The organism is Rhodococcus sp. 4CII (genome assembly GCF_014256275.1).
GTDB classification, from domain to species: domain Bacteria; phylum Actinomycetota; class Actinomycetes; order Mycobacteriales; family Mycobacteriaceae; genus Rhodococcus_F; species Rhodococcus_F wratislaviensis_A.
This window is the reverse complement of sequence record NZ_JACCFE010000002.1, coordinates 5,248,428-5,271,944: the sequence shown is the minus strand read 5'-3', so window position 1 is coordinate 5,271,944 and position 23,517 is coordinate 5,248,428. Positions and strand designations below refer to the sequence as shown.

The window sequence follows — 23,517 nt, the reverse complement described above, 5'->3', positions numbered from 1 at the left end:
CGGAGGCCCTCTCATGAGTTCCCTGCTCGCGCGCCTCGGCGCGGCTGCCGCCACTCATCCGTGGCGGGTGATCGCCACCTGGGCGACACTGCTCGTTCTGGTGTTCGCCGCCGCGTCGGCATTCGGTGGCACCAACCACGACGACTACAACGTGCCCGGTCTCCCGTCGCAGCAGGGGACGAACCTGCTGAGTGACCGGTTCCCGGAGATGTCGGGGGCCGACGCCCGGGTGGTCGTGCACTCCGAGGACGGACCGCTCGATCCCGCGGTCCTCGCCGGTCTCGGCAGCAGACTGGGAGAGGTGAACGGGGTGAGTTCCGTGTCGCCGCCCCGCCTGTCCCAGGATTCCGACACCGCCGTGATCAGCCTCAACTACCGCATTCCGGTGACCGACTTCCACGGCAGCGAGGGCGTCGACGCTCTCGACGCCGCGGTCGCCGACACGCGGGCGGGTGGGCTGCGGGTGGAACTCGGCGGGCAGGTCCCGGAGAACATCTCCACGCCGTCGGGTACCGCCGAGGCGGTGGGAATGATCCTGGCGCTGGTCATCCTCGTGTTCGCGTTCGGTTCGGTGGTGGCCGCGGGACTGCCCCTGGCGGTGGCGCTCGTCGGCGTCGGCATCGGGTCCGGGCTCATCACGATCATGGCCGGGTTCACCAGCATCAGCACCATCGCCCCGACCATCGCGACGATGGTCGGGATCGGCGTCGGAATCGACTACGCGCTGCTGCTCGTCACCCGCTACACCGAAGGACTGCGGTCCGGGATGCCGGTCCGGGACGCCGTGGCAGCCGCCAACTCCACCGCCGGGGCGTCCGTCGTATTCGCCGGCACCACGGTCCTCGTCTCTCTGTTCGGATTGCGACTGTCCGGGCTGCCGATGTACGCGTCGTTCGGGTACGCCACGTTCGCGATGGTCGGCATCGTGATGCTCACGTCGGTGACGCTGGTACCCGCGCTGTGCGGGCTCGCGGGCCGACGGGTGCTCGGCACGCGGTCACGTGCCCGGGCCGACCGTCGCGCCACGTCGCCCCTGACCGAGCGGTGGGCGATCCGGGTGAGTCGCAGGCCGTGGCTGTGGGCTCTGACGGCGCTCGGGGTGCTGCTGCTCCTGGCCGCACCGGTTCTGGGCATGCGGACGTGGCCGCAGGACGCCGGTAGCGCGCCGGCCACCAACACGATCCGGCAGGCCTACGACCTGATCGACGCCGAGTTCGGGCCCGGCGCCAACGGCCCCCTGATGGTGGCGGTCGATCTGAACATGGTTCCGGCAGCCGAACTTCCGGCCATCGCGCGTGATCTCGCAGCCGAACCGGGGGTGGCGTCGGTCTCGCCCGTCCTGATGAACTCCGACGCGGCGCGTCCTATCGATGACATCACCTCGACGGCCGCGCTGATCGAAGTGCAGCCGACCACCGGTCCGAGTGATCCCCGCAGCACCGAACTGCTCGAACGAATCCGGTCGGACGCCGCCGACGGCGTCCACGTCACCGGACTGACCGCGTCGTTCGCAGACATCTCCGCGCGCCTCGCCGAGCGGCTGTGGCTGGTGATCGCATTCGTCGTCGCGCTGTCGGTGGTGCTGCTCACCTTCGTGTTCCGCGCGCCGGTGGTCGCGGTGAAGGCGGCCGTCATGAACCTGCTGTCCGTCGCGGCCGCCTACGGCGTGATGGTGATGGTGTTCCAATGGGGTTGGGGCGCAGAGTTACTCGGACTTCCGCACGCACTTCCCGTGTCCAGCTGGGTGCCGATCCTGATGTTCACCATCCTGTTCGGACTGTCGATGGACTACGAGGTGTTCCTGCTCTCCCGGGTCCGCGAGCGCTGGCTCGACACGGGTGACTCGCACCGCAGCGTCGTCGAGGGTCTGGCATCGACCGGTCGGGTGATCACCAGTGCGGCGGCAATCATGGTCGCGGTGTTCGCCGGATTCGCGCTCGACGGGGACGTGACCGTGAAGATGATGGGCGTCGGACTCGCGACCGCCGTCTTCATCGACGCGACGATCGTGCGGATGGTGCTGGTCCCCTCGACGATGTATCTGCTGGGCGACGCCAACTGGTGGCGGCCGGGACACCGCGGTGCGTCACCCGACGCGGACGCTACGCCCGCAGGCGCTCGACTTCCGCTTCGAGCGCAATGACCCGCCGGTACAAGGCCTGAATGCTCGCCATGCACACCCCGTTCGCGTCCACCATCGCCACGCGGCGGTCGGTGGAACCGAGACCGAACGCGGTCGCGAAATCCTGCGACATCGGGCCCAGGTGCCGCACCGAGTCGTGATCGAAACCGTAGGTCCAGACGCTGAGCGGCATGTCGGCGAGACGCTCGAGCACCTCGCCGGCACTCGTCGGGGGCGCCTGCGACGCGACGCCTCGCCTGCGCGTCAGAGACGAATGAAGCCACGCCAACGGGTGACGGGCACGGGCCGCTGTTCGCGCCCGTGCCCGCCCCCGCCGAGTATCGACCCACACGGAGTCAGTCCGAGAGTTCGTCGACATCGTGCTTGATCGTCGCGTCACTGAGAAGGAGGCCGACCCCGAGGGCCATGACACCGAGGCCGAGTCCGAGTGCGGCTCCGCCGAGTCCGAGCATGATTCCGAGCATGGTTTCTCCTGATTGTCGCTGGTGTGGGCGAGAGTTCGTGCCCCGCCCTCTGATCACCTACGACTCTCGCGGCTACGACGCCCCGAGATAAGACACCCCAGGGGTGGTCCGACCGCACCCCCGGCGCGGGCACCGGACGGCACAATGGCTGACATGACCGAATTACCGGAGTGGGCCCGAACCCTCGACCTCGCGCCGCACGCGGAAGGCGGCTGGTACCGCGAAACGTGGCGCAGCGACGTGACGATCCCCGCGGCGAGCCTGCCCGGCGACTACCCGGGACCGCGCGCGGCAGGCACCGCCATCCTGTTCCTGCTGATGCCCGGGCAGCAGTCCGAATGGCACAGCGTGCGCAGCGCCGAGATGTGGCTGTACCACCGGGGCAGCCCCCTGCGGCTCGAACTCGGCGGTGACGGCGACCGGCCCGGCGATCCCGAACCGCTTCTCCTCGGCGCCGACGTCGCGGCGGGCCAGCAGCCGCAACTGCTTGTCCCGCCGCGACACTGGCAGCGCGCGAAGCCCGAGGGCGACGAACCGACACTCGTCAGTTGCGTCGTGACCCCGGGCTTCGATTTCGCGGACTTCACACTTTAGGCGCTTCGCGCCCGTGCGCCTTTCTGGTAGCTGCAGCAACCAGAAAGGCGCACGGGCGGCGGAGCCGCCTACGCCGCCGGATCGGGGCCGATTCGCCCGTCCGCGCGGGTGAGGGAGCCGACCGTGTTGATCTCGTCGGGGGTCAGTTCGAAGTCGAAGACGTCGAAGTTGGCGGCGATACGTTCCGGCGTCACCGACTTGGGGATGACCACGTTGCCGATCTGCAGGTGCCAGCGGATGATCACCTGGGCGGTCGTCTTCCCGTGCGCTGCAGCGATCTTCGCAATCGACTCGTCCTCGAGGACGGTGCCCTGCCCCAGCGGGCTCCATGCCTCGGTCGCGATGCCCTTGCCGGTGTGGAAGGCACGCAGGTCTGCCTGGTTGAACCGCGGGTGCAGCTCCACCTGGTTGATCGCGGGCACCTCACCCGTCTCGGCGATCAGCCGGTCGAGGGTCTCCGGGGTGAAGTTGGAGACGCCGATCGAGCGGGCCCGACCGTCGGCCTTGATCTTCTGGAAAGCCTTGAACGTGTCCACGTACCGGTCCGCGGACGGCACCGGCCAGTGGATGAGGTACAGGTCGACGTAGTCGAGGCCGAGCCGATTCAGGCTGTCGTCGAACGCCCGCAGGGTGGAGTCGTAGCCCTGATCGTCGTTCCACAGTTTGGTGGTGACGAACAGTTCGTCACGGGCGATGCCGGAGTCGGCGAGCGCGCGGCCCACCCCGGTCTCGTTCTCGTAGATCTTGGCGGTGTCGATGCTGCGGTACCCGGCCTTCAGTGCCTCGGTGACCGCTGCGTGGCTCTCGTCGTCCGGCACCTGCCACACGCCGAAGCCGAGGGCAGGAATGCTGTTCCCGTCGTTGAGCGTGACCGTAGGTACAGGACTCTGTGCATTGTTGAAACCCATGGGACTGTGCAACCGGGCGATCCGGGGAGATGTTCCCCGCCGTCTCAGAATGTGGACTTGCGCGTGTTGTTCCGCAGCAACCGGGTAATCCGACGGCATCGGCGTTCAGGTGGTGACGCGCCCGGTGGAAGGGGCGGACATGGGCCTCGGATACACATTGGCCTATCGGTTCAAGATCACGCCCTGGGTGAAAGCAGGACGCATCTTCGGAAACCAGATCGAGACGTTGCTCGATCCCTTCGACATCCCACCGGGGAAGGTCCTCGACGTCGGATGCGGCACCGGCGACCACGCCATCGAGATGGCGCGGCGCGGCTGGGAGGTGACCGGCATCGACACCGTGCAGCTGGCGCTCGACAAGGCGCGGTCCAAGGCGCGGAAGGCCGGCGTCGACGCGCGATTCATGCACGCGGACGCCACCGACCTCGAGCATGCCGTCGGCCGCGGGTACCACCTGATCCTCGACGTCGGGTGCTACCACGGGCTGAACGACCACGACCGGGCCGCGTACGCCGACAACGTCACGACCGTGAGCGAACCGCACGCCACCCTGCTGATGTTCGCGTTCGGGCCCGGTCATCGCGGACCCATTCCGCGGGGCGTCTCCCGCTCCGACGTGGAGCGGACGTTCGAGAAGTGGAAACTCGTCTCGGACGTCGACGCCGACACCACCGGCATGCCGGGGCCGCTGAAGAAGGCCGACCCGCGCTGGTTCCGCCTGATCAAGCGGTAAACCGCCCGGGAGCACTCGTAACCGCCCGCGGTTAACAAGCACTCACAGGTGGGGGGATAATCGCCGGGTGACTGCAACACTGCGCATCAGCGGACTGTCGGCTTCGCGCGGTGAGCGCACCCTGTTCTCCGGCCTCGACCTGACGGTCGCGCCGGGCGACGTGACCGGCCTCGTGGGCGCGAACGGAGCCGGCAAGTCGACGCTGCTGACCACCCTCGCCGGGATCGGGTCGGCGGACGTCGAGGGCAGTGTCGTGCTGAGCCCGCCCGATGCCGCCGTCGGCTACCTCGCCCAGGAACCCGACCGGATCGCCGGCGAGACCGTCCTCGACTTCCTCGGCCGCAGAACCGGGGTCACCGAGGCCGAGCTCACCATGAACGCCGCCGCCGAAACTCTCGGCGAGTCCGACGACGACCTCTACTCCCCCGCGCTGGAACGCTGGCTGGCGCTGGGCGGCGCCGACCTTGCCGAACGCGCGGAGAAGGTGGTGAGCGAACTCGGGCTCGGCGTGTCGCTGGACGCGCACATGACGTCGCTGTCCGGTGGACAGGCCGCACGGGCCGGTCTGGCGTCGCTGCTGTTGTCCCGCTACGACGTGCTGTTGCTCGACGAGCCGACCAACGACCTCGACCTGGTGGGGCTCGAGCAGCTCGAGCGGTTCGTCGCCGAGAGTCGCGCGGCCATGGTGGTGGTGAGTCACGATCGAGAGTTCCTGGCGCGGACCGTGACCGGCATCGTCGAACTCGACCTCGCGCAGCAGCAGATCGCGGTCTACGACGGCAGTTACGACTCGTACCTCGCCGAACGGGAGATCGCACGCCGGCACGCGCGGGAGGCGTACGAGGAGTACGCCGGGACCCGCTCGGACCTCGAGGACCGCGCGCAGATGCAACGGAACTGGATGGAACACGGCGTCCGCAATGCCCGCCGCAAGGCGAAGGACAACGACAAGATCGGCAAGGGTCTGCGCACCGAGTCGACGGAGAAGCAGGCCGCGAAGGCCCGCCAGACGCAGCGCCGGATCGAGCGGCTCGAGGTGGTCGAGGAGCCGCGCAAGGAGTGGGAACTGCGGATGGAGATCGCCGCCGCCCCGCGCAGCGGATCGGTCGTGGCAACGGCGAACGGTGCCACCGTCGCGTGGGGCGGGGACCGCGACTTCACGTTCGGCCCGGTCAGCACGCAGGTCGACTGGGGCGACCGGATCATCGTCACCGGCGCCAACGGTTCGGGCAAGACCACCCTGCTGAAGGTTCTGCTCGGCAAGCTCGCCCTCGACGCGGGCACCGCGACGCTCGGTTCCGGCGTGGCCGTCGGGGAGATCGATCAGGCCCGCGGGCTGTTCGAGGGCACGGAGAAGGTGGCCGACGCCTTCGCGGCGCAGGTCCCGCACTGGCCGGACGCCGAGGTGCGGACCCTGCTCGCGAAGTTCGGGCTCAAGGGACACCACGTGCTGCGTCCGGCGGGGTCACTGTCGCCCGGCGAACGCACCCGCGCGGCTCTTGCCCTGCTGCAGGCGAGGGGCGTCAATCTGCTGGTGCTCGACGAGCCCACCAACCACCTGGACCTCCCCGCGATCGAACAGCTCGAACAGGCGATGGAGAACTTCGACGGCACGCTGCTGCTCGTCACCCACGACCGGCGGATGCTGGACTCGACGCGCAGCACCCGCCGGTGGCGGATGGACGGCGGCCGGCTGTCGGAGCAGTAGCCGGTTCGGGGGTGAAGGTCAGTCGCCCTCGGCCATGGGCGGCAGCGCCTTGACGAACGGCGGGTCGTAGTCGACCTTCCCGAGCTTCGCGGCGCCACCGGGCGACCCCAGGTCGTCGAAGAAGTCGGCGTTCGCCTTGGTGTACTCGACCCACTGGTCCGGGACGTCGTCCTCGTAGAAGATCGCTTCGACGGGGCAGACGGGCTCACAGGCACCGCAATCGACGCATTCGTCGGGGTGGATATAGAGCATCCGACCCCCTTCGTAAATGCAGTCGACAGGGCATTCTTCGATGCATGCCTTGTCCAGAACGTCGACACAGGGCTCTGCGATGGTGTACGTCACGTCAGTAATCCTGGCCTTTCCTGCCGTCCGGCGCGAATCGCCTCCACTCTGCCACTCAATTTGCCGTGGTCAACCTGTCGGCCGTCACCATGCTCTCCCACTCCGGGAGGCGCTCGCAACCGTTGTATGCGGTTGACAAGCTGTTGGGTTTTCACAACACTTTATTGCATGAGCCCAGTACGGCGCGGGAACTCGCTCCCCATCTACAACCGCATCGGCGTGCTTCGTGCCGAGCGTGGGATGAGCCGGGCTCAGCTCGCGGGACTCATCGACGTCAATCCCCAGACCGTCGGCGCGCTCGAACGGGGTGACCATTACCCCAGCCTCGACCTGGCGTTCCGTATCTCGTGGGTGTTCGAACTGCCGGTGGAGGCCATCTTCTCCCGCACCGAGTTCGGGCCCCTGTCCACCGAGTTGTACCGCACCCACCGACCGCCGTCCACGACAGGAAGCGGGGAGAGTTCCCATGCCTGAGACCAATCTGATCGAGCGGTACCAGGGGTTCCGGACGCGTAGATTCCTCCGGAACGAACGCCGCTACCAAACCTGGCTGCCGGCGTGGCGGTCACGTCGCCGTCGACGGATCCTGGTGGTCGCCCTCGCGATCACATTCGTGTTCATGATCGCCGTCGGAATCGTCTGCCACTTCGACATGGTCGTCGGACCGCTCCTCTGGCTGCCTGCGTGCCTGTTCTTCCTCCCGCTGTGGACGATCCTCCAGATCGTGTCGAGCAGGCACGGTGACGCGCCGCGAGCCGTGCTGGACGAGTGGGAGATCCAACAGCGCAACAGCGCCCGGTCGATCGGTCTGATGGTGACTCAGTCACTCACCTTCGTTCCCGCCGCGTATCTCATCTTCGTCGGCGCTGTCGGTGTCGGCTCCGAGAGCGTTCCCTACGCCGGAGGGCTGCTGGTCCTCACCACGCTGATCATCGGCGGCTGCACACCCGCCATGATCCTCGGCTGGACGCAACCCGACCCCGAGCCCGACGACTTCGCTGCGTAGGAACATCCCACTCCAGAACGGGAAGGGCCCATGTCTCACACCCTCACGATCGACGGCATCTCCAAACGATACGGCGACGTCGTCGCACTCGACGATCTGTCGTTCGAGGTCCGCCCCGGTGAGATCTTCGGTTTCGTCGGCAGCAACGGCGCCGGCAAGACCACCACCATGCGCATCGCGCTGGGAGTTCTGTCCGCCGATTCCGGCGAGGTCCGGCTCGGCGGCAAGCCGGTGGACCTGGACGTGCGGCGCACCATCGGATACATGCCGGAGGAACGCGGACTGTACCCGAAGATGAAGGTGGGCAAGCAACTCGAATACCTCGCCGAGTTGCACGGCATCTCCCGCTCCGCCGCCCGGGACGCCGTGGCCCGCTGGACCGAACGCCTCGGCATCGCGGACCGGGTCGGCGACACCGTCGACGCACTCTCGCTCGGCAATCAGCAACGCGTCCAGCTGGCCGCCGCGCTCGTCCACGATCCCGCGGTGCTCGTACTCGACGAACCGTTCTCCGGACTCGACCCGGTCGCCGTCGACGTCATGAGCGACGTGCTGGTGGAGAAGGCGAACACCGGAGTGCCGGTGATCTTCTCGAGCCATCAGCTCGATCTCGTGCAGCGGCTGTGCCACCGCGTGGGCATCATCAGCCACGGCAGGATGCGGGCGGCCGGCACCGTCGACGAGTTGCGCGGCGGCGGCAACGCCCGACTGGAAGTCCACGCACCAGAGGCTCCGGTCGGCTGGGCCCACCACCTCGAGGGCGTCACCACCATCAGTCACCTCGACGGCCGCACCCTGCTGTCGCTCGACGCCGGTGTGGACGATCAGCTGATCCTCCACACCGCACTGAAGACGGGTCCAGTGCACGAATTCTCTTTGCACCGGCCCACCCTCACCGATCTGTTCCGAGAGGTGGTCACGGCATGAGTGCCCCACTGAGTCCCGTCCGCGCGATCGGCCTCGTGGTCCGCCGCGAATTCCTCACCCAGGTGACGAAGAAGAGTTTCGTCATCAGCAATGTCGTCATCCTGCTCGCCATCGTCGGCGGCATCGTCGCGTATTCGCTGTTCTCGGGCGGCGACGACGACCGCGCGACCGTCGGACTCGTCGGCGACCAGGCCCTCGCGCCGGCCCTCGTCGCCACCGGAGATGCGGTCGGGACCCCGGTCGACGTCCGCCCCGTCCCGGACGAACAGGCCGCGCGGGACCAGGTCGGCGACGGAGACCTCGACGTCGCCCTCGTTCCCGGCGCCGACGGATCCGTCACGGCCGTCACCGAATCCGAACTCGGATCCGGGCTTCGCACCGTGATCGATGCCGCGGTGGTGCGGCAGGCCCAGGCCGGCGCCCTCGCCGCGCAGGGAGTGGACCCCGCACAACTCGCCGAGGCGACGGGCCGGGCCGTCGTCACCGTCGACGCGCTCGACCCGCCCGATCCCGAGAAGGGCCAGCGCGTGGCCCTCTCCATCGCCGTGGTCGTGCTTCTGTACATGCAGATCATGATGTTCGGCATGTACGTGGCCATGGGTGTCGTCGAGGAGAAGTCGAGCCGCGTCGTCGAACTGCTCCTGTCGACCCTTCGCCCGCTACAGCTCCTGTGGGGCAAGGTGATCGGCATCGGCGCGGTGGGTCTCGTCCAGTTGGCCGCCTACGGTGTGGTCGGTGTCGCCGCCGGACTCGCGACGGGCCTCCTCACCGTCACCGGAACGGCGCTCGGCGTGCTGGGCGGAACGCTCGGCTGGTTCGTGCTCGGATTCGCGTACTTCGCCGTCCTGTACGCCGCGGCGGGGTCCATGGTGTCGCGCCAGGAGGACGTCAACGCCACCGCGTCGCCGCTGATGGTCCTGATCGTCATCATGTTCTTCAGCGCCTTCTCGTCGGTGAGCAACCCGGACGGCACGCTGAGCAACGTCCTCAGCTGGATTCCGCCGTTCTCGGCGATCCTGATGCCGCTGCGCATCGCCGCCGGGGTGGCGTCCCCGGTCCAGGTGGTCGTGACCATCGCCCTGATGCTGGCCGTGACCGCCGCGCTCAGCATGCTGGCCGCAAAGATCTACCAGCGGTCGATCCTGCGTATCGGCAAGGTCGTGTCGTGGAAGGAGGCGCTCGGCAGGTAGCGAACCCCAGCGGACGGCCGAGGTCCCTGTGTAATCTTCGAATCGTCGATCGATGCTGCTCAGCTGCCGTCGTGGAACGGGGAACCCCATGGTCGTCCGTCACAGGAAGCCGGTCGTCGCCCTCGCCGTCGCCGTGGTCACGGCCATGATGTTGATGCTCACGGCGTGCACGTCAGACGAGTCGGCGCCGTCGGGCGGCCACGACCCCGGCACCCCCGCCGCCTACCGGGAGCCGGTCAAGCTGTCGAGCGAGAACGGGGTGCTCGAGGTGCGGTTGTCTGCCCACCAGGGCTCGGTCGACCTCGACACCGCGTCGCAACCGGTGTCCGATTTCCTGCTCTTCGGATACGAGTTGCTGCAGGGAACGAGTTCGGACGGCTCGACCACCGGTCACGACGTCTACCCGGCGCCGACGTTGCGGGTTGATCCGGGTGAGCGCCTGATCATCCACTACGACAACGATCTGCAGAACCTGACGATCGAGGACTTCTACGACCCCGCGTTCACTCCGGCCGGCGGTGAGGTGCCCATCTATCCGCCCGCCCTCGCGTCGGCACCGCTGAACCTGCACACGCACGGGTTGCACGTGAGCCCGGACGGCAACGCCGACAACGTCCTCCTCGACATCCCCGCCGGGATGGGCAACGTCTACGACTACGCGGTGCCGAAGGACATGCCGAACGGCATGTACTGGTATCACAGCCACCGTCACACGCTGACCGCGCAGCAGACGTACGCGGGGCTCGCGGGACTGCTCGAGATCGGGCGGCCCGACGGCAACCTACCCCTGGTGACGCAGAACGACATTCCCATCCGGGACATGGCGCTGCAGTACAACTTCGTCTTCGACCGTCGAGGCAACGGCCACCAGCTGAACGACCCCAACTGGCCACAGTTCGTGTCCACGCTGACGCCACCGGAGGGGACGCAGCTCGCCGACGGCACGTACTCGCCGAGCCTCGCCCCGGTGAACTTCGCCGAGACGTCGGAGGGCTCCCGGTACGTCACCAATTGGTACGCCGGACCGCTGTCCCCGGCCAACCACCGCGGGCAGAACCAATTCGTCCCGGGCAATCTCCAGAGCTTCGCCAGTGATTCGACGAACATTCCGGCGGATCCGTCGTTGCCCGACCGCGAACGCGACGTGCAGTACACCGTCAACGGGCAGTTCCAGCCGGACCTGAGCCTGAAGCCCGGTCAGACGGAGATCTGGGTGCTGGCGAACATCAGCGACTTCGCCTACATGCCGCTCCGACTCACCGAGACCGCAACGGGCCGGCATCCGGCGTTCTCGGTCGTCGGCCAGGACGGCAATCCCTACACGCAGGTGCAGTTACCCGTCGGCGGCGACGGCACCCGGCTCGTCGTCCCGCCGGGGTCGCGGTACGCGATCGCGGTGACCATGCCGGAGACCGGCGATCTGGTGCTCGACATGCCGCCACTGGAAGGTGCGAAACCGGTCACCAATCCTGGTGTGCTCTATACCAACAACGGCACCGACCGGTCGCCGGCCGAACTCGGCACGGTGACCGTCGACTCGTCGGTCATCAGCTACGCCGACGGGTTCTTCACGTTCCCCACCCAGACCCTCCTCCACGTCACGCCCGAGAGCGGTGAAGGGCAGACCACGCCGTTCGAGCCAGGCCAGAACCTCGACGCCTACACGTCGTTCGTGGACACGTCGGTGATGACACCCGACGTGTCGCGCACACTCACGGTCACCGGGGGTTTCGGCAACGAGAAGGCGAGCAACAGCGACCCGAAGGCCTTCACCTACGAATTCGACGACAACACGTTCCCGAACATCCCGTTGATCCAGCCCCGCCTCAATTCGGTCGAGGAATGGACGATCACGAACCTCAACAACGACGAGCATCCGATGCACATCCACGTCAACGACTTCCAGGTGATGGAAATAGTCGATCCGATCGCGGGTACCCGGACCGGGGTGCAACCGTGGGGCGAGGACAACGTCAACGTGCCCGCACCCGTGACGGATGCGAACGAGAACGCGCTGGAGCCGGCATCGGCGAAGTTGCGCACGAAGTTCACCGAGTACACCGGCACCTTCGTGATCCACTGCCACCGCCTCAACCACGAGGACAACGGGCTGATGGCCACCGTCAACGTGATTCCCGAGGTGTCGACGTACGCGGTGGCGGTGCCGGGAACCCCGGGCACCCCCGCCACCGTGCAGGTCCACGACGGCAACGGCGACAAGGTGATCGCCGCCGTGACGCCGTTCCCGGCCTTCGAGGGCGCACCGACGGTGGCGATGGCGGATGTGAACGGCGACATGATTCTCGACCTCGTCGCCGGGACCGGCGCGGGTGCGGCACCGGAGGTCGTCGCCTACGACGGCAACGACGTCGGCTCCGGCCCGTTCACCTCGGAGCTGACCCGGTTCGCGCCGTTCGACGCCGGCTTCCGCGGCGGCGTGACCGTGGCGGGCGCGGACATCGACGGAAACGCGCTGGCCGACAACATCATCGTCGGCACGGGCCCCGGCACCGAATCGCAGGTGAAGGTGTTCTCGTCGACCCTGCCCACCGAGAAGGGCTCGGCACCAGAACTGTTCTCGAGCTTCACGCCCTACCCCGGGTCGCAGTCCGGGGTCACGGTCGCGACCGGGATGGTCGACGCGGCCTCGGGCCGGGCGAGCATCGTCACCGCACCGGGTCCGGGGGAATCGGCCCGGGTGAAGACGTTCCGCTACGACCTGTTCGAGCCCACCGCCGCGGCCGAGTCGAACGGCACCGCGGACGAGCACGCCGATCACACCGGCGGGCCGCGGTTGACCTCCGAATTCCTGGCGTACGACGAGGGCTACCACGATGGTGTGTCCCTGTCGACGGGATGGGTGGCCGGCGCCGAAGGCGGCGCGAAGAGCATCGTCACCGGCATGCTCGGCGGCGACGGCACGGTGCGGGCGTGGTCGAGCGGGTCACGCCTCGACGGTGAACCGGGCATGTATCTCGAGGGCCCGAATCATCACTCCGACGGCAACGTCGCCTTCACCCAGATCGCGTCGTTCGCGCCGTTCGCGGGCGGCCCTCCCGGCATCGGCGTGCAGGTCGCCACGACCAGCACCACCACCGGTGCGGACATCCTGGTCAGCGGCGCGGGTTCCGGCGGCACCGAGGTCCGCAAGTTCGGGCTCGGCCGCCCGGACCCGCAGTCCACGACCGTCGCGCCGCTGCCACTGGGCACCCTCCCCCCACTCCCCGCAAGCACGGGGCCCGTGCCCCTCGGCGGCCGGTAGGTCGCGAAAAAACACCCATGCCGGTTGCTTCCGCCGAGCAGTGGAACGTCAGGGTGGTGCTTGCGCCGACTCCGCGTTGTCCAGATCGGTGAGGACGTCCCAGACCACGCTCGCGGGCCCGTCGACCGTCCGCCTCACTCGGATTTCCGAGGCTGACATGGGCACCCGCTTCTCTCGGCGTCAAGGCAGGGTCCAGAACTGAGTGGTCACCAGATAGAAGACGACGACCCAGAACACCATAGCCCCGGCGACGACGGCGATCCCGCGACGGTTCGTCGTCGACTCCGGAACGTCGTCCGGCGGCCGCAGCCAGCGCCCCAGCAACCGGTTCACGTAGTACGGCATCGTCACGAAGCTCATGATGAAGCTGGACAGCAGGTTTCCGACGAGCAGACCGAGCCACAGCGGCATCTTCAGCGGCGACAGCGCGAGGGTGAGGATCACGACCGTCGGATAGAGGCCCACCCACACCGCGATCGACGTCTTGGTCTCGGACGGCGGCGGCGCCTCGTTGCCGTTCTGGTCGAACGCGAACCAGCTTCCGAAGGAATTGTCGATGGTGCGCAATTCGAAGTCGTGGAACTTCTCCCCCTCGGCGAGAAGGTCCCGGCGCTTGTCCGACGTGAGCCATGCGTCGAGGTCCGCCGCGTTGTCGTACCGGTACAGCGCGGTCCACTCGTCCTGGACTCCCTCGATCGGGCGGAACAGTTCGCTGCCCCGGAAACCGTCGAACGTGCTCTCCTCCAGTCGCAGTCGGTCCTGCCAGGCGAGGAAGTCGTCGACGTGCTCCGGATCGACGCGATGCGTCACGACGACCGTCACGAGCGGATCCGACTCACGTGCGCCCCCGCTGACGACCTGCTGCGTGGCCGGACCGTCGAAGTACTCCCGACCGGCGTCCAGCCGGTCCTGCCGGGTGGCGCTGTTGAGCCACGCCTGGACATGGGCGACGGAGTCGAAACGGTAGACCACCACCCAATCGGGTTGCACGGCGGTGGGTGCGGCGATCTCGGCGCCGAGGAAACCCGGGTAGTGGGACGCGGCCGTATTCATGTCCCGCTGCCAGGCCTCGTAGGCCTCCTCGTGACCCGCGCGCACCTTCTGCCCGATGATGACCGTCGCGGCATTGCCGGTGGACTTCTCGATGGGTTGCTCGGTATCCATCGCCCTCTCCTCCCAGCTCAGGTCGTCGGAACCGTTCGGTTCTCGCCGATGCGGCTGTAGATGCGCTCGGGGGTGAGCGGCAACGCGCGGAAACGCACGCCCGTCGCGTTCTCCAGCGCGTTGGCCAGCGCAGGCGCCACCGGATTGATGCAACACTCCGCCATACCCTTCGCGCGCATCGGCCCGACGGAGTCCGACGAATCGACCAGCAGCACTTCGGTTCGGGGAATGTCGGCGAAGGTGGGGATGCGGTAGTTGCGTAGGTTGGGGTTGGTCATCACACCGTTGTCGTCGACGTGGAAGTTCTCGGTCAACACGAATCCGATGCCCTGGGCGACGCCGCCCTCGATCTGGCCGCGAACCTGCACCGGGTTGATGATCACCCCGGCGTCCGTGGCCTGGACGCTGTAGAGGATGCGGATCTCGCCCGTCACCCGGTGGACGGCGATGCGGAAACCGTGGGCGTTGGAGACGACGCTGCGCGGCGACCCGTACGCCTTGCGCGCCTCGGTGAATCGGATGCCACGGGGGCGGGCGGCGTCGAGGAGTTCGGTCAACGGCACGCGTGTGCCGTCGCAGAGCACCCCGTCGTCGTCCATCGAGCAGGACGCGACGTCGACCCCGGTGTGTGCGGCGGCGAACGCCAGGATGCGGGTGCGCAGCGCTTCCGAGGCCTGCGACACGGCGTTGCCCGCGACGAAGAGGCCGGCACTGGCGAACGCCCCCGTGTCGAAACCCGTGCGGTCGGTATCGGACTGCACGAGACGCACCCGCGACGGCGTGGTGCCGAGCTGGGTTGCCGCGATCTGCACGTGCGCCGTCGACGTCCCCTCTCCGAATTCGACGGTACCGACGGCGAGTTCGTACACGCCGTCGTCGCCGAGCGTCGCCCACGCCTCCGAGATGTGTTCGGTCGGCGGCGCGGTCTCGTGAAGCCCACACGCGGTGCCCACCCCGACGAGCCAATCCTCGCCCAGCACCTGCCCGTTCCCGGTCCGTCCCAATGCGGCGTCCACGAGGTCGATGCACTGCCCGAGCCCGTCCTCGGTGAACACGACATCGTCGGGCCCGTCCTCGATCGCCACGAGTGAGTCGCCGGGGCGGACGATGTTGCGGCGCCGCAACTCGACGGGATCGATGCCGAGCGCGACCGCCAGTTCGTGGATGGCGGACTCCACCGCGAACGCGGGCTGCGTCATGCCGTACCCGCGCAGCGCCCCGCTGGGCACGGTGTTCGTGTAGACGGAGTACGCGTCGAACTTCTTGTTGAGGCACCGGTACGTCGAGATCGCGGCCCCCGCGGCGAACAACGTCTCGCCCCCGTGGTTGCCGTACGCGCCCGTGTTCGACACGTTGCGCACCTGGAACGCCGTGAGCGTGCCGTCGGCCCGGGCACCGAGTTTGACCGTCAGCTTCATCGGGTGCCGCGGCGACGCCGTCGTGAACTCTTCTTCCCGGGTGAACTCGAGGCAGACCGGACGTCCCGTGTCGAGGGTGGCGAGCGCGACCAGATCCTCCGAGATCACCTCCTGCTTGCCACCGAACGCGCCCCCGACGCGCTCGCAGAACACCCGCAGCTGGTCGGGACGCAGGTCGAACAGGTGAGCCAGCTTGACCTTCGCGATCGACGGCGACTGCGAACTCGTGCGCACGTGCAGGCGGCCGTCCTCCATCCAGGCGATCGACCCGTGCGTCTCGAGATGCGCATGCTGCACACGCGGCGTGAAGTACGTGCCCTCGTGGATCACGTCTGCCTCGGCGAACCCGGCTTCGACGTCCCCCACTTCGCCGTGGAGTTCGAGCAGGATGTTGTGCACGGGGTCGCGGACGAACGGGTCGTCCGAACCGTGCAGTTGCGGTGCGCCCTCGGCCATCGCCTCCTCCGGGTCGAACACCGCGGGCAGTACGTCGTACTCGACGACCACCTGGCGACACCCCTCCTCGGCGGCGCCGATCGTGTCGGCGAGCACCGCGACCACCCGCTGCCCGGCGAAACGAACCGTGTCGTCGAGGATGTACGTGTCGTCGGGGTCGACGAGGTGATCGGTGTGGATCGCGGTCGTGAACAGCTTCCGCGGCACGTCCTCCCACGTGTACACGCGATGCACACCGGGTACGGCGAGGGCCGCGGTCTTGTCGATCGAGACGATGCGGGCATGGGCGTGCGGCGAATGCAGCACCTTCATGTGCAGCAGGCCCTCGATCTCCGTGTCCATCGTGAATCGGGCGCGGCCCGTGACGACGTCGGTGGCCGCGGGCGCCCCGACGCTGGTGCCGACGGCCCCGCCCGGTTCGGCGACCTCGATCGCGGCGACACCGTTCACCGCGTCCTCGATCGCCCGATAGCCGGTGCACCGGCACAGATTGCCCTTCAACGCGCGGGGCAGGTCCTGCTTCTGCGCGTCGGTGAACGTCGCCGACGTCATGATCATCCCCGCGGTGCAGAAGCCGCACTGGAACCCCGGGGCGTCCCGGAACTGCCGCTGCAACGGATGCAGATCGTCCGGGGAACCGAGGCCCTCGATGGTGGTCACCTCACGTCCCTCGGCCCGGAACGCGGGCGTGATGCAACTGTGCACGGGGTCGCCGTCGAGCCACACCGTGCACGCTCCGCAATCTCCTGCGTCGCATCCCTTCTTGACACCGTGATGGCCCAGCGACCGCACGAACGTGCGCAGGCACTGACCGGGATTCGGCTCCTCGTCGAACGTCCTGCCGTTCACGGTGTACGTCATCGCCGGTCTCCCGCCGCGAGTTCGGACCGGATCTCCTCGGCGTAATGCTTCGCCAGGTGTCGCCGGTGGTCGGGTGCGCCGTTGGGGTCGTCGAACCATTGGTCCGCGGGTATCGCCTCGATACTGTGCTGCACTGTCTCCGCGTCGGCTGCGGCGTCGAACGCCAGACGGATCGGTCGTGTGGTGCCGGCCGTGATCGTGAGCAACATGTCGCCCGTGTCGGGCGTCTGGGTGCCGATCATGAACAGCGTCGAACGCCCCAGATGCGTCAGAGTGAAGCGGCGGTGCGAGTGACGCTTGCGCAGGGCGCCGACCGGGATGTCGATGCGCCGCAGGACCTCACCCGGTGCGAGCACGTTCTCGTGGTTGCCCGTGACGAAGTCGGCGGCGTCGACGGTGCGCTCCGACCCGTCCGCACCCCACAGCGTGTACGTCGCCTCGAGCGCGACCGTCATCGTGATCATCGGGCCGGCCGGCAGCGACATGCAGATGTTGCCGCCCACCGTCGCCGAATTCCAGACCTTGAACGAGGCCAGGAAGGCCTCACAGCTCGTGCCGAACAGGGCACCGGCGCGCCAGTCGTCCGGCGGCGCAAACGCATACAATTCACGGATCGTGCACGTCGCGCCGATCTGGAGGCCCGCGTCGCCCGGCACCAGCGATTCCCAGCCGAGTGTCGTGAGGTCGACGAGACGGCGAAGGTGGGGTTGCTGCCCGGAGAACAACCATGTTCCACCGGCCAGCCAGGCGTCGCCGTCCCGCCACACCGAACCCGGCCGGTCCGGTGGTCGCCGAAGGACATCGGTGATGGTGTTGAGGTCCATATGACTGCTCCACTCGGGGAATCTGTCGTTCTCGTACCCGGCCTGCGTCAACTCACCTGACTCTAGACACCGCGGTAGCCCTCACGGCGCTGTTTGCCGGGTTCCACCCGGCGCTATTTGCCGGTTCCACCCGGGGCCAATTGCCGGGTTCCACCCGGGGCTGTTTGCCGTGTTCCACCCCGACCGCGACCGTCACCCGTCGTAGCAGACATCTGCCAGCTCCGGCCCGACCGTTACTCTCTGGTCCATGGCCGCCAAGATCTCCGCCCACGACGTGCTCGAGTTGGTACTGGACGCAGGCAGCTTCGTCTCGTGGGACACCACACCCGTCGACGCGCGGCCGAACGAGAAGTACCGCGCAGACCTGCAGAAGGCCGCCGAGAAGTCGGGCGTCGACGAATCGGTGATCACCGGTGTCGGCACCGTCCGCGGTCGACCGGTCGCGGTGATCGCCTGCGAGTTCGCGTTCCTGGCGGGTTCGATCGGCGTGGCCGCGGCCGAACGGATCGTCTCCGCCATCGAACGCGCCACCCGTGAGGGTCTGCCCCTGCTCGCCTCGCCCACGTCCGGCGGCACCCGCATGCAGGAGGGCACCGTCGCATTCGTGCAGATGGTGAAGATCGCGGCGGCCGTCGCCACCCACAAAGCCGCCCATCTCCCCTACCTGGTGTATCTGCGCAACCCGACCACCGGCGGTGTGTTCGCGTCCTGGGGGTCGCTCGGGCACATCACGGTGGCGGAACCCGGCGCGCTCGTCGGGTTCCTCGGACCCCGCGTCTACGAGGCGCTGTACGGCGAGAAGTTCCCCGACGGCGTGCAGACGTCCGAGAACCTGTACCGCAACGGCGTCATCGACGGCGTCGTTCCCGTCACCCGCCTGCGCAGACTCGTCCATCGTGCGTTGCGGGTGCTGATCGACCCGCCGACGGCCGCCCCCGTGAGCGAGCCGGTTCCGGTCGCCGACATCCCCGACGTGCCCGCGTGGCAGTCGGTGATGCTGTCGCGGCGCGCCGACCGGCCCGGTATCCGTCACCTGCTGCGGCACGCCGCCACCGAGCAGGTTCCGCTCAGCGGCACCGGTCAAGGCGAGACCGAGGGGACGGTGCTGCTGTCGCTGGCCCGTTTCCGGGGCGCACCGTGCGTGCTGCTGGGGCAGGACCGCGCCGGCCAATCCGCGCTGAACACGATGGGTCCCGCCGCTCTTCGTGAGGCGCGCCGAGGCATGCGGTTGGCCGAGGAGTTGCAGATCCCCCTGGTCCTGGTGATCGACACCCTCGGTGCCGCGCTGTCGAAGGAAGCGGAGGAACGCGGTCTGGCCCCCGAGATCGCCCGCTGCATCTCCGACCTGGTGACGCTGAAGACGCCGACGGTGTCCGTCCTGCTCGGCCAGGGCACGGGCGGTGGGGCGCTCGCCTTCCTCCCCGCCGACCGCGTGCTCGCCGCACAGAACGGGTGGCTGGCCCCGCTTCCTCCCGAAGGCGCCAGCGCGATCGTCCACCGCGACACCACCCACGCACCGGAGATGGCGGCCGCCCAGGGCATCCGTTCGCTCGACCTGTTGCGGGACGGCGTCATCGACGCCATCATCCCCGAGCACCCGGACGCCGCCGACGAGGCCGTCGACTTCTCCAAGCGGGTCGGCGAGGCCATTTCCCGGGAACTGCGCGCCTTGACCGGGGTTCCGGAGAGCGAGCGCTTCGCGGCGCGACTCGCCCGTTACCGAAACCTCGGCTTGGGCTAGGACAACTTGATCGTCGGGTTGTACATGTCCAGCCACAACGCCAGGTCGAGTGCGCGCTCGAGTCCGCGGCGCGACACCTGAGTGATCTGTGGGGTGACGACGGACACCGCCCGCGACAGCCAGTCACCTCGTCAGCCGACTCCCCGGACAGCGCCACCGTCGAGTGCTTCCGGATCGCCTTGAACAGCAGGTACAGCGACGCGTCCATGTCGCCGAGGCCCATCGGAATGTCGCGCGCCCGGATGACCTTCGCCCGCACGGCGGGATCGGCGAGGTCGTCGGAGGCTCGGCGGCGATACCCGTCATCGCCGAGGAGTCGAGACCACCGGACAGCAGGGTGCAGCGCGGCACGTCGGCGACCAGTTGCCTGCGCACGATGTCGTCGAGGAGTTCGCGGATGTGCGCGACGGACGTGCCCCGGTCGTCGGTGTGCGGTCGGGTCTGCAGCGTCCAGTACCGGTGCGTCCGCAGTCCGGTGCGCGAGACAGTGACCACTGTGCCCGGTCCACCTCGCGCATGCCGTCCCACACCGCGTGTCCCGGTGTCTCCACGAACGCGAACAATTCCCGGATCCCGCATCGTGACCGTCGGCTCGGCGATCGGATTGGCAAGGACCAGTTGCGAGGCGGCGAACCGGAGTCCGAACCGCAGCAATCACATCGACAGTTCTTTACTCTTGCTCACGGTGACCATTTTCGACGCACAGGCGGTGAGCCCGGAATCGCCGTCGGTCAGAACGGCGCGGGGTCGTCGGGTGCGCGTGTCTCGGGTGGGCGTGCACCGCGCGACCCGTGCCGCACCGCATCCAGGTGCGCCTGCCGTCGGCGGCGCTCGGCCCGGATTCGCGCAGCCGTGTTCTGCTCGCGGGTTCGGCGGCCGACTCCCCGGTCGGCGAGGTGGCCACCTCCTGCAACACCATCTGGCCTCCCACCCAGAAGGCCCGACGACCGCGGGCGATATCGGTGCCCGGTGGGCGCTGTCAACTCGATTCCGCCCTCGGCGTCCATCTGCCAATGCCCGGAATGTTTGAGCCTGTGGTGGTTTCGGCAGTACGCGTTCAGGTTCCCGGCCACTGTCGGACCTCCGGCGGCAGGATCGGAATGGTCGAACGGCCGATGATGGTCGAGGTCCGTGTTCCAGGCCGCGACATCGCAGTGCAACCACTCGCACCCGCCGGCCAGCACCCGCAGCCAGGTGTCGAGAACGGCATCGGGACGGTACGTGGTCGCCGCAGTGACGCTCGGCAGCCGCACCGGTTCGACGTCGGCGGAGCGTTGCGGGGCCAGAACCTGTTCGAGGAGTTGATGTTCGACCTCGCCGATGCAGTCGTCGGTGACGTTTGCCGTCGCGTCCTCGATCAGGCGAACCCGGTACAGGTCGAGGTCGCAGCGTGCCATGGCCTCGCGGGTCGCGGGCAATCGGGTGCGCAGCGACATACCCAGGCCGATCAGCCGACCCGCCGCCGCTCGCCCCATGGTGAGTGCGGCACCGATCTCGGCCTCGACCACCTCGTGCGCGGTTGATGTCCATGCCCCGTCGGACTCGATCTCGGCAGTGCGGCGCACGAACAGCTCCGCGATCACCGCCAGCTTCCGTTCGGCCACCACCGATTCACTGCGATGGAGGTCGGTCATCAACTCGACCAGACCCACGTCGGTTTCCGTGTCGGTGAGACAGCAGGCCGTCTCGCGAACCCTCTGATCGAATACCCCCGTATCGAACATGTGTTCTGCACTAGCGAAATGCCCTGTGTTCCACAAGACCCCGCGACACCACGCACGAACGAGCGGCCTAGCCGCTCCCTGCCACGATGGCGGGGACGGTGGCGGCGACGATGATGGCGGCGTTGACCGCCTCCACCGATTTGCGCACGGCCTTACCCGCCCAGTCGTCTTCGGCGATTTCCTTCGCCCGTTTCTTCACGGCGCGTCGATCGGCGTCCGGGAACAGTTTCGGGGCCGCGTCGACCGCGGACAGGAGCGAGACGAGTGCGGCGGTGCGCGGAGTGGGACCGACCCCGTCGAGGAGTGCGGCGCTCAGTTCGGACCGCAGCGCGCGTTCGTGGCTGCCGTCGACCTCCGGCCACCGCGTCGTGGGGAAGATACCGAGCACCTTGCCCCTCTCCTCGCGGACCCAGCCCGCGTCGACGATGCGCTTCGAGACGTCGTCGCGCAGGTTCTTGGCGAGTTTCTCGATGGCTGTCTCCGGCTTCATCGGCTTGGCCGTTCCGATGAGGTCGACGGCCCGCGCGAGGAGCGAATCCTGTGGTCTCGCTCCGTCCCGGACGACGAGACGCCCCTTCTTCACATCCTCGCCGGGCTCGGCCGGGGTGACGACGTCACCGAGCGCCAGTTCCAGAAGGACGGCGCCGGCGAGGACGCGCGACATCCGGGTCCCGTCGACGACCGGTTTCCCCGAGGCGTCGTCGAGCAGCAGCAACAACAGGTCTTCGGCGAGCAACGTCATGATTCCACGATAGGTCCGGTGCCGCGGCGAAGTCCGGTGTCCGTTCAGCCGCACCGAGGAATGTTTGCCGGTTACCGTGAACGGGGAATGTTTCGAGTATCACCGGACGGTTGTCGGGCACCGCAGTCAAGCACGAGGAGCGGCTATGAGCGCGATCGGACGCCGTCGGGGACACCCGACAATCGGACGCCGCCGGGGACATCCGGCGCTCGGACTCTGTCGGGCATTGCTGGCGGTCGCCGTGGTTGCGGCGTCCGCCGTGTTCGGTCCGGTGGCGGCAGCATCGGCACACCCGTGGCGGGCCCTTCCGGCCGACAATCCGGCCTCGGCGGACGGATCCGCTCTGGACCACATCGAGAAGATTGACGACCGTCGGCTGAACATGTACGTCTACTCGGCGGCGATGGACAAGGTGATCCCCCTCGAGGTGATCACCCCGGCAGATCCCAGCGTGCCGCGGCCGACGCTGTACCTGCTCAACGGTGCCGGTGGCGGCGAGGACTCGGCAACCTGGCAGGCCCGAACCGACGTGGTCTCCTTCTTCGCCGACAAGAACGTCAACGTCGTCACTCCCGTCGGCGGCGCATACAGCTACTACACCGACTGGCAGAAGCCCGATCCCGTCCTCGGCGTGAACAAGTGGACCACGTTCCTCACCGAGGAACTTCCCCCGATCGTCGACGCCACACTCGGAACGAACGGCGCGAACGCCATCGCGGGCCTGTCGATGTCGGGCACGTCCGTGCTGAGTCTCGCCGAGTCCGCCCCCTCGCTGTACCGCGCGGTGGGCGCGTTCAGCGGGTGCGCCCAGACGAGCACCCAGCCGGGCCGGGACTACGTCACATTCGTCGTCAGCTTCCGCGGCGGAGATGTCGAGAACATGTGGGGACCGCCCGACGATCCGGATTGGGTGGCCAACGACCCCGTCGTCAACGCCGAGAAGCTGCGCGGAATCGACTTGTACATCAGCAATGCCACGGGGCTGCCCGGTATCCACGAGAACCTCAACGGCCCGGACATCAACGGCGACGTGGGGGTCCTGGCCAACCAGGTGATCATCGGCGGCATCATCGAGGCGGGCACCAATCAGTGCACACATGAACTCGCCGACAGGCTGAACGCCCTGGGCATCCCCGCCACCTACGACTTCCGGCCCGCCGGCACCCATTCGTGGGGTTACTGGCAGGACGACCTGCACAACTCCTGGCCCATGATCGCCGGCTCCCTCGGCGTCTGACAGGTTCACCGCACCTCCGCCGGGCGACGAAAACCCGCCGTCCGGCGCAGGCCTGCGCCCCGGCCCCCCG

General features: G+C 68.1%; 20 protein-coding genes and 1 pseudogene. 11 read left to right on the top strand and 10 right to left on the bottom strand.

The window, feature by feature from the left end:
• Positions 1-13 precede the first annotated feature (13 nt).
• Positions 14-2,143 (top strand): MMPL family transporter, encoded by a 2,130-nt coding sequence (locus H0B43_RS25115; protein ID WP_185725467.1) that lies wholly within the window; start codon positions 14-16, stop codon positions 2,141-2,143.
• On the opposite strand, the gene H0B43_RS42895 is transcribed toward H0B43_RS25115, so the two are convergent.
• Both H0B43_RS42895 and H0B43_RS42560 read right to left on the bottom strand, forming a co-directional pair.
• The gene (locus tag H0B43_RS42895; RefSeq protein WP_185725468.1) at positions 2,103-2,474 is read right to left on the bottom strand and encodes a tail fiber domain-containing protein; all 372 of its coding nucleotides are present in this window, start codon (positions 2,472-2,474) and stop codon (positions 2,103-2,105) included. The genes H0B43_RS25115 and H0B43_RS42895 overlap by 41 nt on opposite strands.
• A 4-nt stretch (positions 2,475-2,478) precedes the next feature.
• A complete protein-coding gene (locus H0B43_RS42560; RefSeq protein WP_282555430.1) occupies positions 2,479-2,607 on the bottom strand; it encodes a hypothetical protein in 129 nt (42 codons plus the stop codon).
• Positions 2,608-2,760: 153 nt separating this feature from the next.
• Here H0B43_RS42560 and H0B43_RS25105 point away from each other — a divergent pair, with 153 nt between their 5' ends.
• Positions 2,761-3,201 carry a cupin domain-containing protein gene (locus tag H0B43_RS25105; RefSeq protein WP_185725469.1) on the top strand — a complete coding sequence of 147 codons (441 nt, stop codon included), beginning with the start codon at positions 2,761-2,763 and terminating at the stop codon, positions 3,199-3,201.
• Positions 3,202-3,269: 68 nt separating this feature from the next.
• Here the strand turns inward: H0B43_RS25105 and H0B43_RS25100 are convergent, their stop codons facing one another.
• Entirely contained in the window at positions 3,270-4,109 is an 840-nt protein-coding gene (locus tag H0B43_RS25100; RefSeq protein WP_185725470.1) for an aldo/keto reductase, read from the bottom strand.
• 139 nt (positions 4,110-4,248) lie between these two features.
• Between H0B43_RS25100 and H0B43_RS25095 the strand changes: the two genes are divergently transcribed.
• Both H0B43_RS25095 and H0B43_RS25090 read left to right on the top strand, forming a co-directional pair.
• Positions 4,249-4,842 (top strand): class I SAM-dependent methyltransferase, encoded by a 594-nt coding sequence (locus H0B43_RS25095; RefSeq protein ID WP_185725471.1) that lies wholly within the window; start codon positions 4,249-4,251, stop codon positions 4,840-4,842.
• 67 nt (positions 4,843-4,909) lie between these two features.
• Positions 4,910-6,550 (top strand): ABC-F family ATP-binding cassette domain-containing protein, encoded by a 1,641-nt coding sequence (locus H0B43_RS25090; protein WP_185725472.1) that lies wholly within the window; start codon positions 4,910-4,912, stop codon positions 6,548-6,550.
• A gap of 18 nt (positions 6,551-6,568) precedes the next feature.
• On the opposite strand, the gene fdxA is transcribed toward H0B43_RS25090, so the two are convergent.
• On the bottom strand, positions 6,569-6,895 hold the full coding sequence (fdxA, locus tag H0B43_RS25085) for a ferredoxin (protein ID WP_005244047.1): 327 nt from the start codon (positions 6,893-6,895) through the stop codon (positions 6,569-6,571).
• 168 nt (positions 6,896-7,063) lie between these two features.
• Here fdxA and H0B43_RS25080 point away from each other — a divergent pair, with 168 nt between their 5' ends.
• The 5 genes from H0B43_RS25080 (at position 7,064) to H0B43_RS25060 (ending at position 13,280) form a co-directional block, all read left to right on the top strand.
• Positions 7,064-7,369 carry a helix-turn-helix transcriptional regulator gene (locus H0B43_RS25080; protein WP_185725473.1) on the top strand — a complete coding sequence of 102 codons (306 nt, stop codon included), beginning with the start codon at positions 7,064-7,066 and terminating at the stop codon, positions 7,367-7,369.
• Positions 7,362-7,901, top strand: a complete 540-nt coding sequence (locus tag H0B43_RS25075; protein WP_185725474.1) for a hypothetical protein — start codon at positions 7,362-7,364, stop codon at positions 7,899-7,901. Before H0B43_RS25080 ends, H0B43_RS25075 begins: the two co-directional genes overlap by 8 nt.
• Before the next feature lie 30 nt (positions 7,902-7,931).
• The gene (locus tag H0B43_RS25070; protein ID WP_185725475.1) at positions 7,932-8,828 is read left to right on the top strand and encodes an ABC transporter ATP-binding protein; all 897 of its coding nucleotides are present in this window, start codon (positions 7,932-7,934) and stop codon (positions 8,826-8,828) included.
• Positions 8,825-10,018: an ABC transporter permease gene (locus H0B43_RS25065; RefSeq protein WP_185725476.1), complete on the top strand. Its 1,194-nt coding sequence runs from the start codon at positions 8,825-8,827 to the stop codon at positions 10,016-10,018. Before H0B43_RS25070 ends, H0B43_RS25065 begins: the two co-directional genes overlap by 4 nt.
• A gap of 88 nt (positions 10,019-10,106) precedes the next feature.
• A complete protein-coding gene (locus H0B43_RS25060; RefSeq protein ID WP_185725477.1) occupies positions 10,107-13,280 on the top strand; it encodes a multicopper oxidase family protein in 3,174 nt (1,057 codons plus the stop codon).
• Positions 13,281-13,460: 180 nt separating this feature from the next.
• On the opposite strand, the gene H0B43_RS25050 is transcribed toward H0B43_RS25060, so the two are convergent.
• From H0B43_RS25050 to H0B43_RS25040, 3 genes are read right to left on the bottom strand one after another with little or no spacing between them, the layout of a single operon-like run.
• Complete coding sequence (locus H0B43_RS25050) at positions 13,461-14,444, bottom strand: antibiotic biosynthesis monooxygenase (RefSeq protein ID WP_185725478.1); 984 nt, start codon at positions 14,442-14,444, stop codon at positions 13,461-13,463.
• A 17-nt stretch (positions 14,445-14,461) separates the two neighbouring features.
• On the bottom strand, positions 14,462-17,179 hold the full coding sequence (locus H0B43_RS25045; RefSeq protein ID WP_185725479.1) for a molybdopterin-dependent oxidoreductase: 2,718 nt from the start codon (positions 17,177-17,179) through the stop codon (positions 14,462-14,464).
• On the bottom strand, positions 17,176-18,003 hold the full coding sequence (locus H0B43_RS25040) for an FAD binding domain-containing protein (protein ID WP_185725480.1): 828 nt from the start codon (positions 18,001-18,003) through the stop codon (positions 17,176-17,178). Before H0B43_RS25040 ends, H0B43_RS25045 begins: the two co-directional genes overlap by 4 nt.
• A 247-nt stretch (positions 18,004-18,250) precedes the next feature.
• On the opposite strand from H0B43_RS25040, the gene H0B43_RS25035 reads away from it, so the two are divergent.
• The gene (locus H0B43_RS25035) at positions 18,251-19,744 is read left to right on the top strand and encodes a carboxyl transferase domain-containing protein (RefSeq protein WP_185725481.1); all 1,494 of its coding nucleotides are present in this window, start codon (positions 18,251-18,253) and stop codon (positions 19,742-19,744) included.
• A gap of 118 nt (positions 19,745-19,862) precedes the next feature.
• Here the strand turns inward: H0B43_RS25035 and H0B43_RS43240 are convergent.
• The 3 genes and pseudogenes from H0B43_RS43240 to H0B43_RS25020 form a co-directional block, all read right to left on the bottom strand.
• Positions 19,863-20,392: pseudogene (locus H0B43_RS43240) on the bottom strand (asparagine synthase-related protein); the annotation flags it as partial.
• 83 nt (positions 20,393-20,475) lie between these two features.
• Positions 20,476-21,468: an HNH endonuclease signature motif containing protein gene (locus tag H0B43_RS25025; RefSeq protein WP_185725482.1), complete on the bottom strand. Its 993-nt coding sequence runs from the start codon at positions 21,466-21,468 to the stop codon at positions 20,476-20,478.
• 67 nt (positions 21,469-21,535) lie between these two features.
• The gene (locus tag H0B43_RS25020) at positions 21,536-22,210 is read right to left on the bottom strand and encodes a GPP34 family phosphoprotein (RefSeq protein WP_185725483.1); all 675 of its coding nucleotides are present in this window, start codon (positions 22,208-22,210) and stop codon (positions 21,536-21,538) included.
• Between the two features lie 145 nt (positions 22,211-22,355).
• Between H0B43_RS25020 and H0B43_RS25015 the strand changes: the two genes are divergently transcribed.
• Complete coding sequence (locus tag H0B43_RS25015) at positions 22,356-23,447, top strand: alpha/beta hydrolase family protein (RefSeq protein WP_185725484.1); 1,092 nt, start codon at positions 22,356-22,358, stop codon at positions 23,445-23,447.
• Positions 23,448-23,517 lie beyond the last annotated feature (70 nt).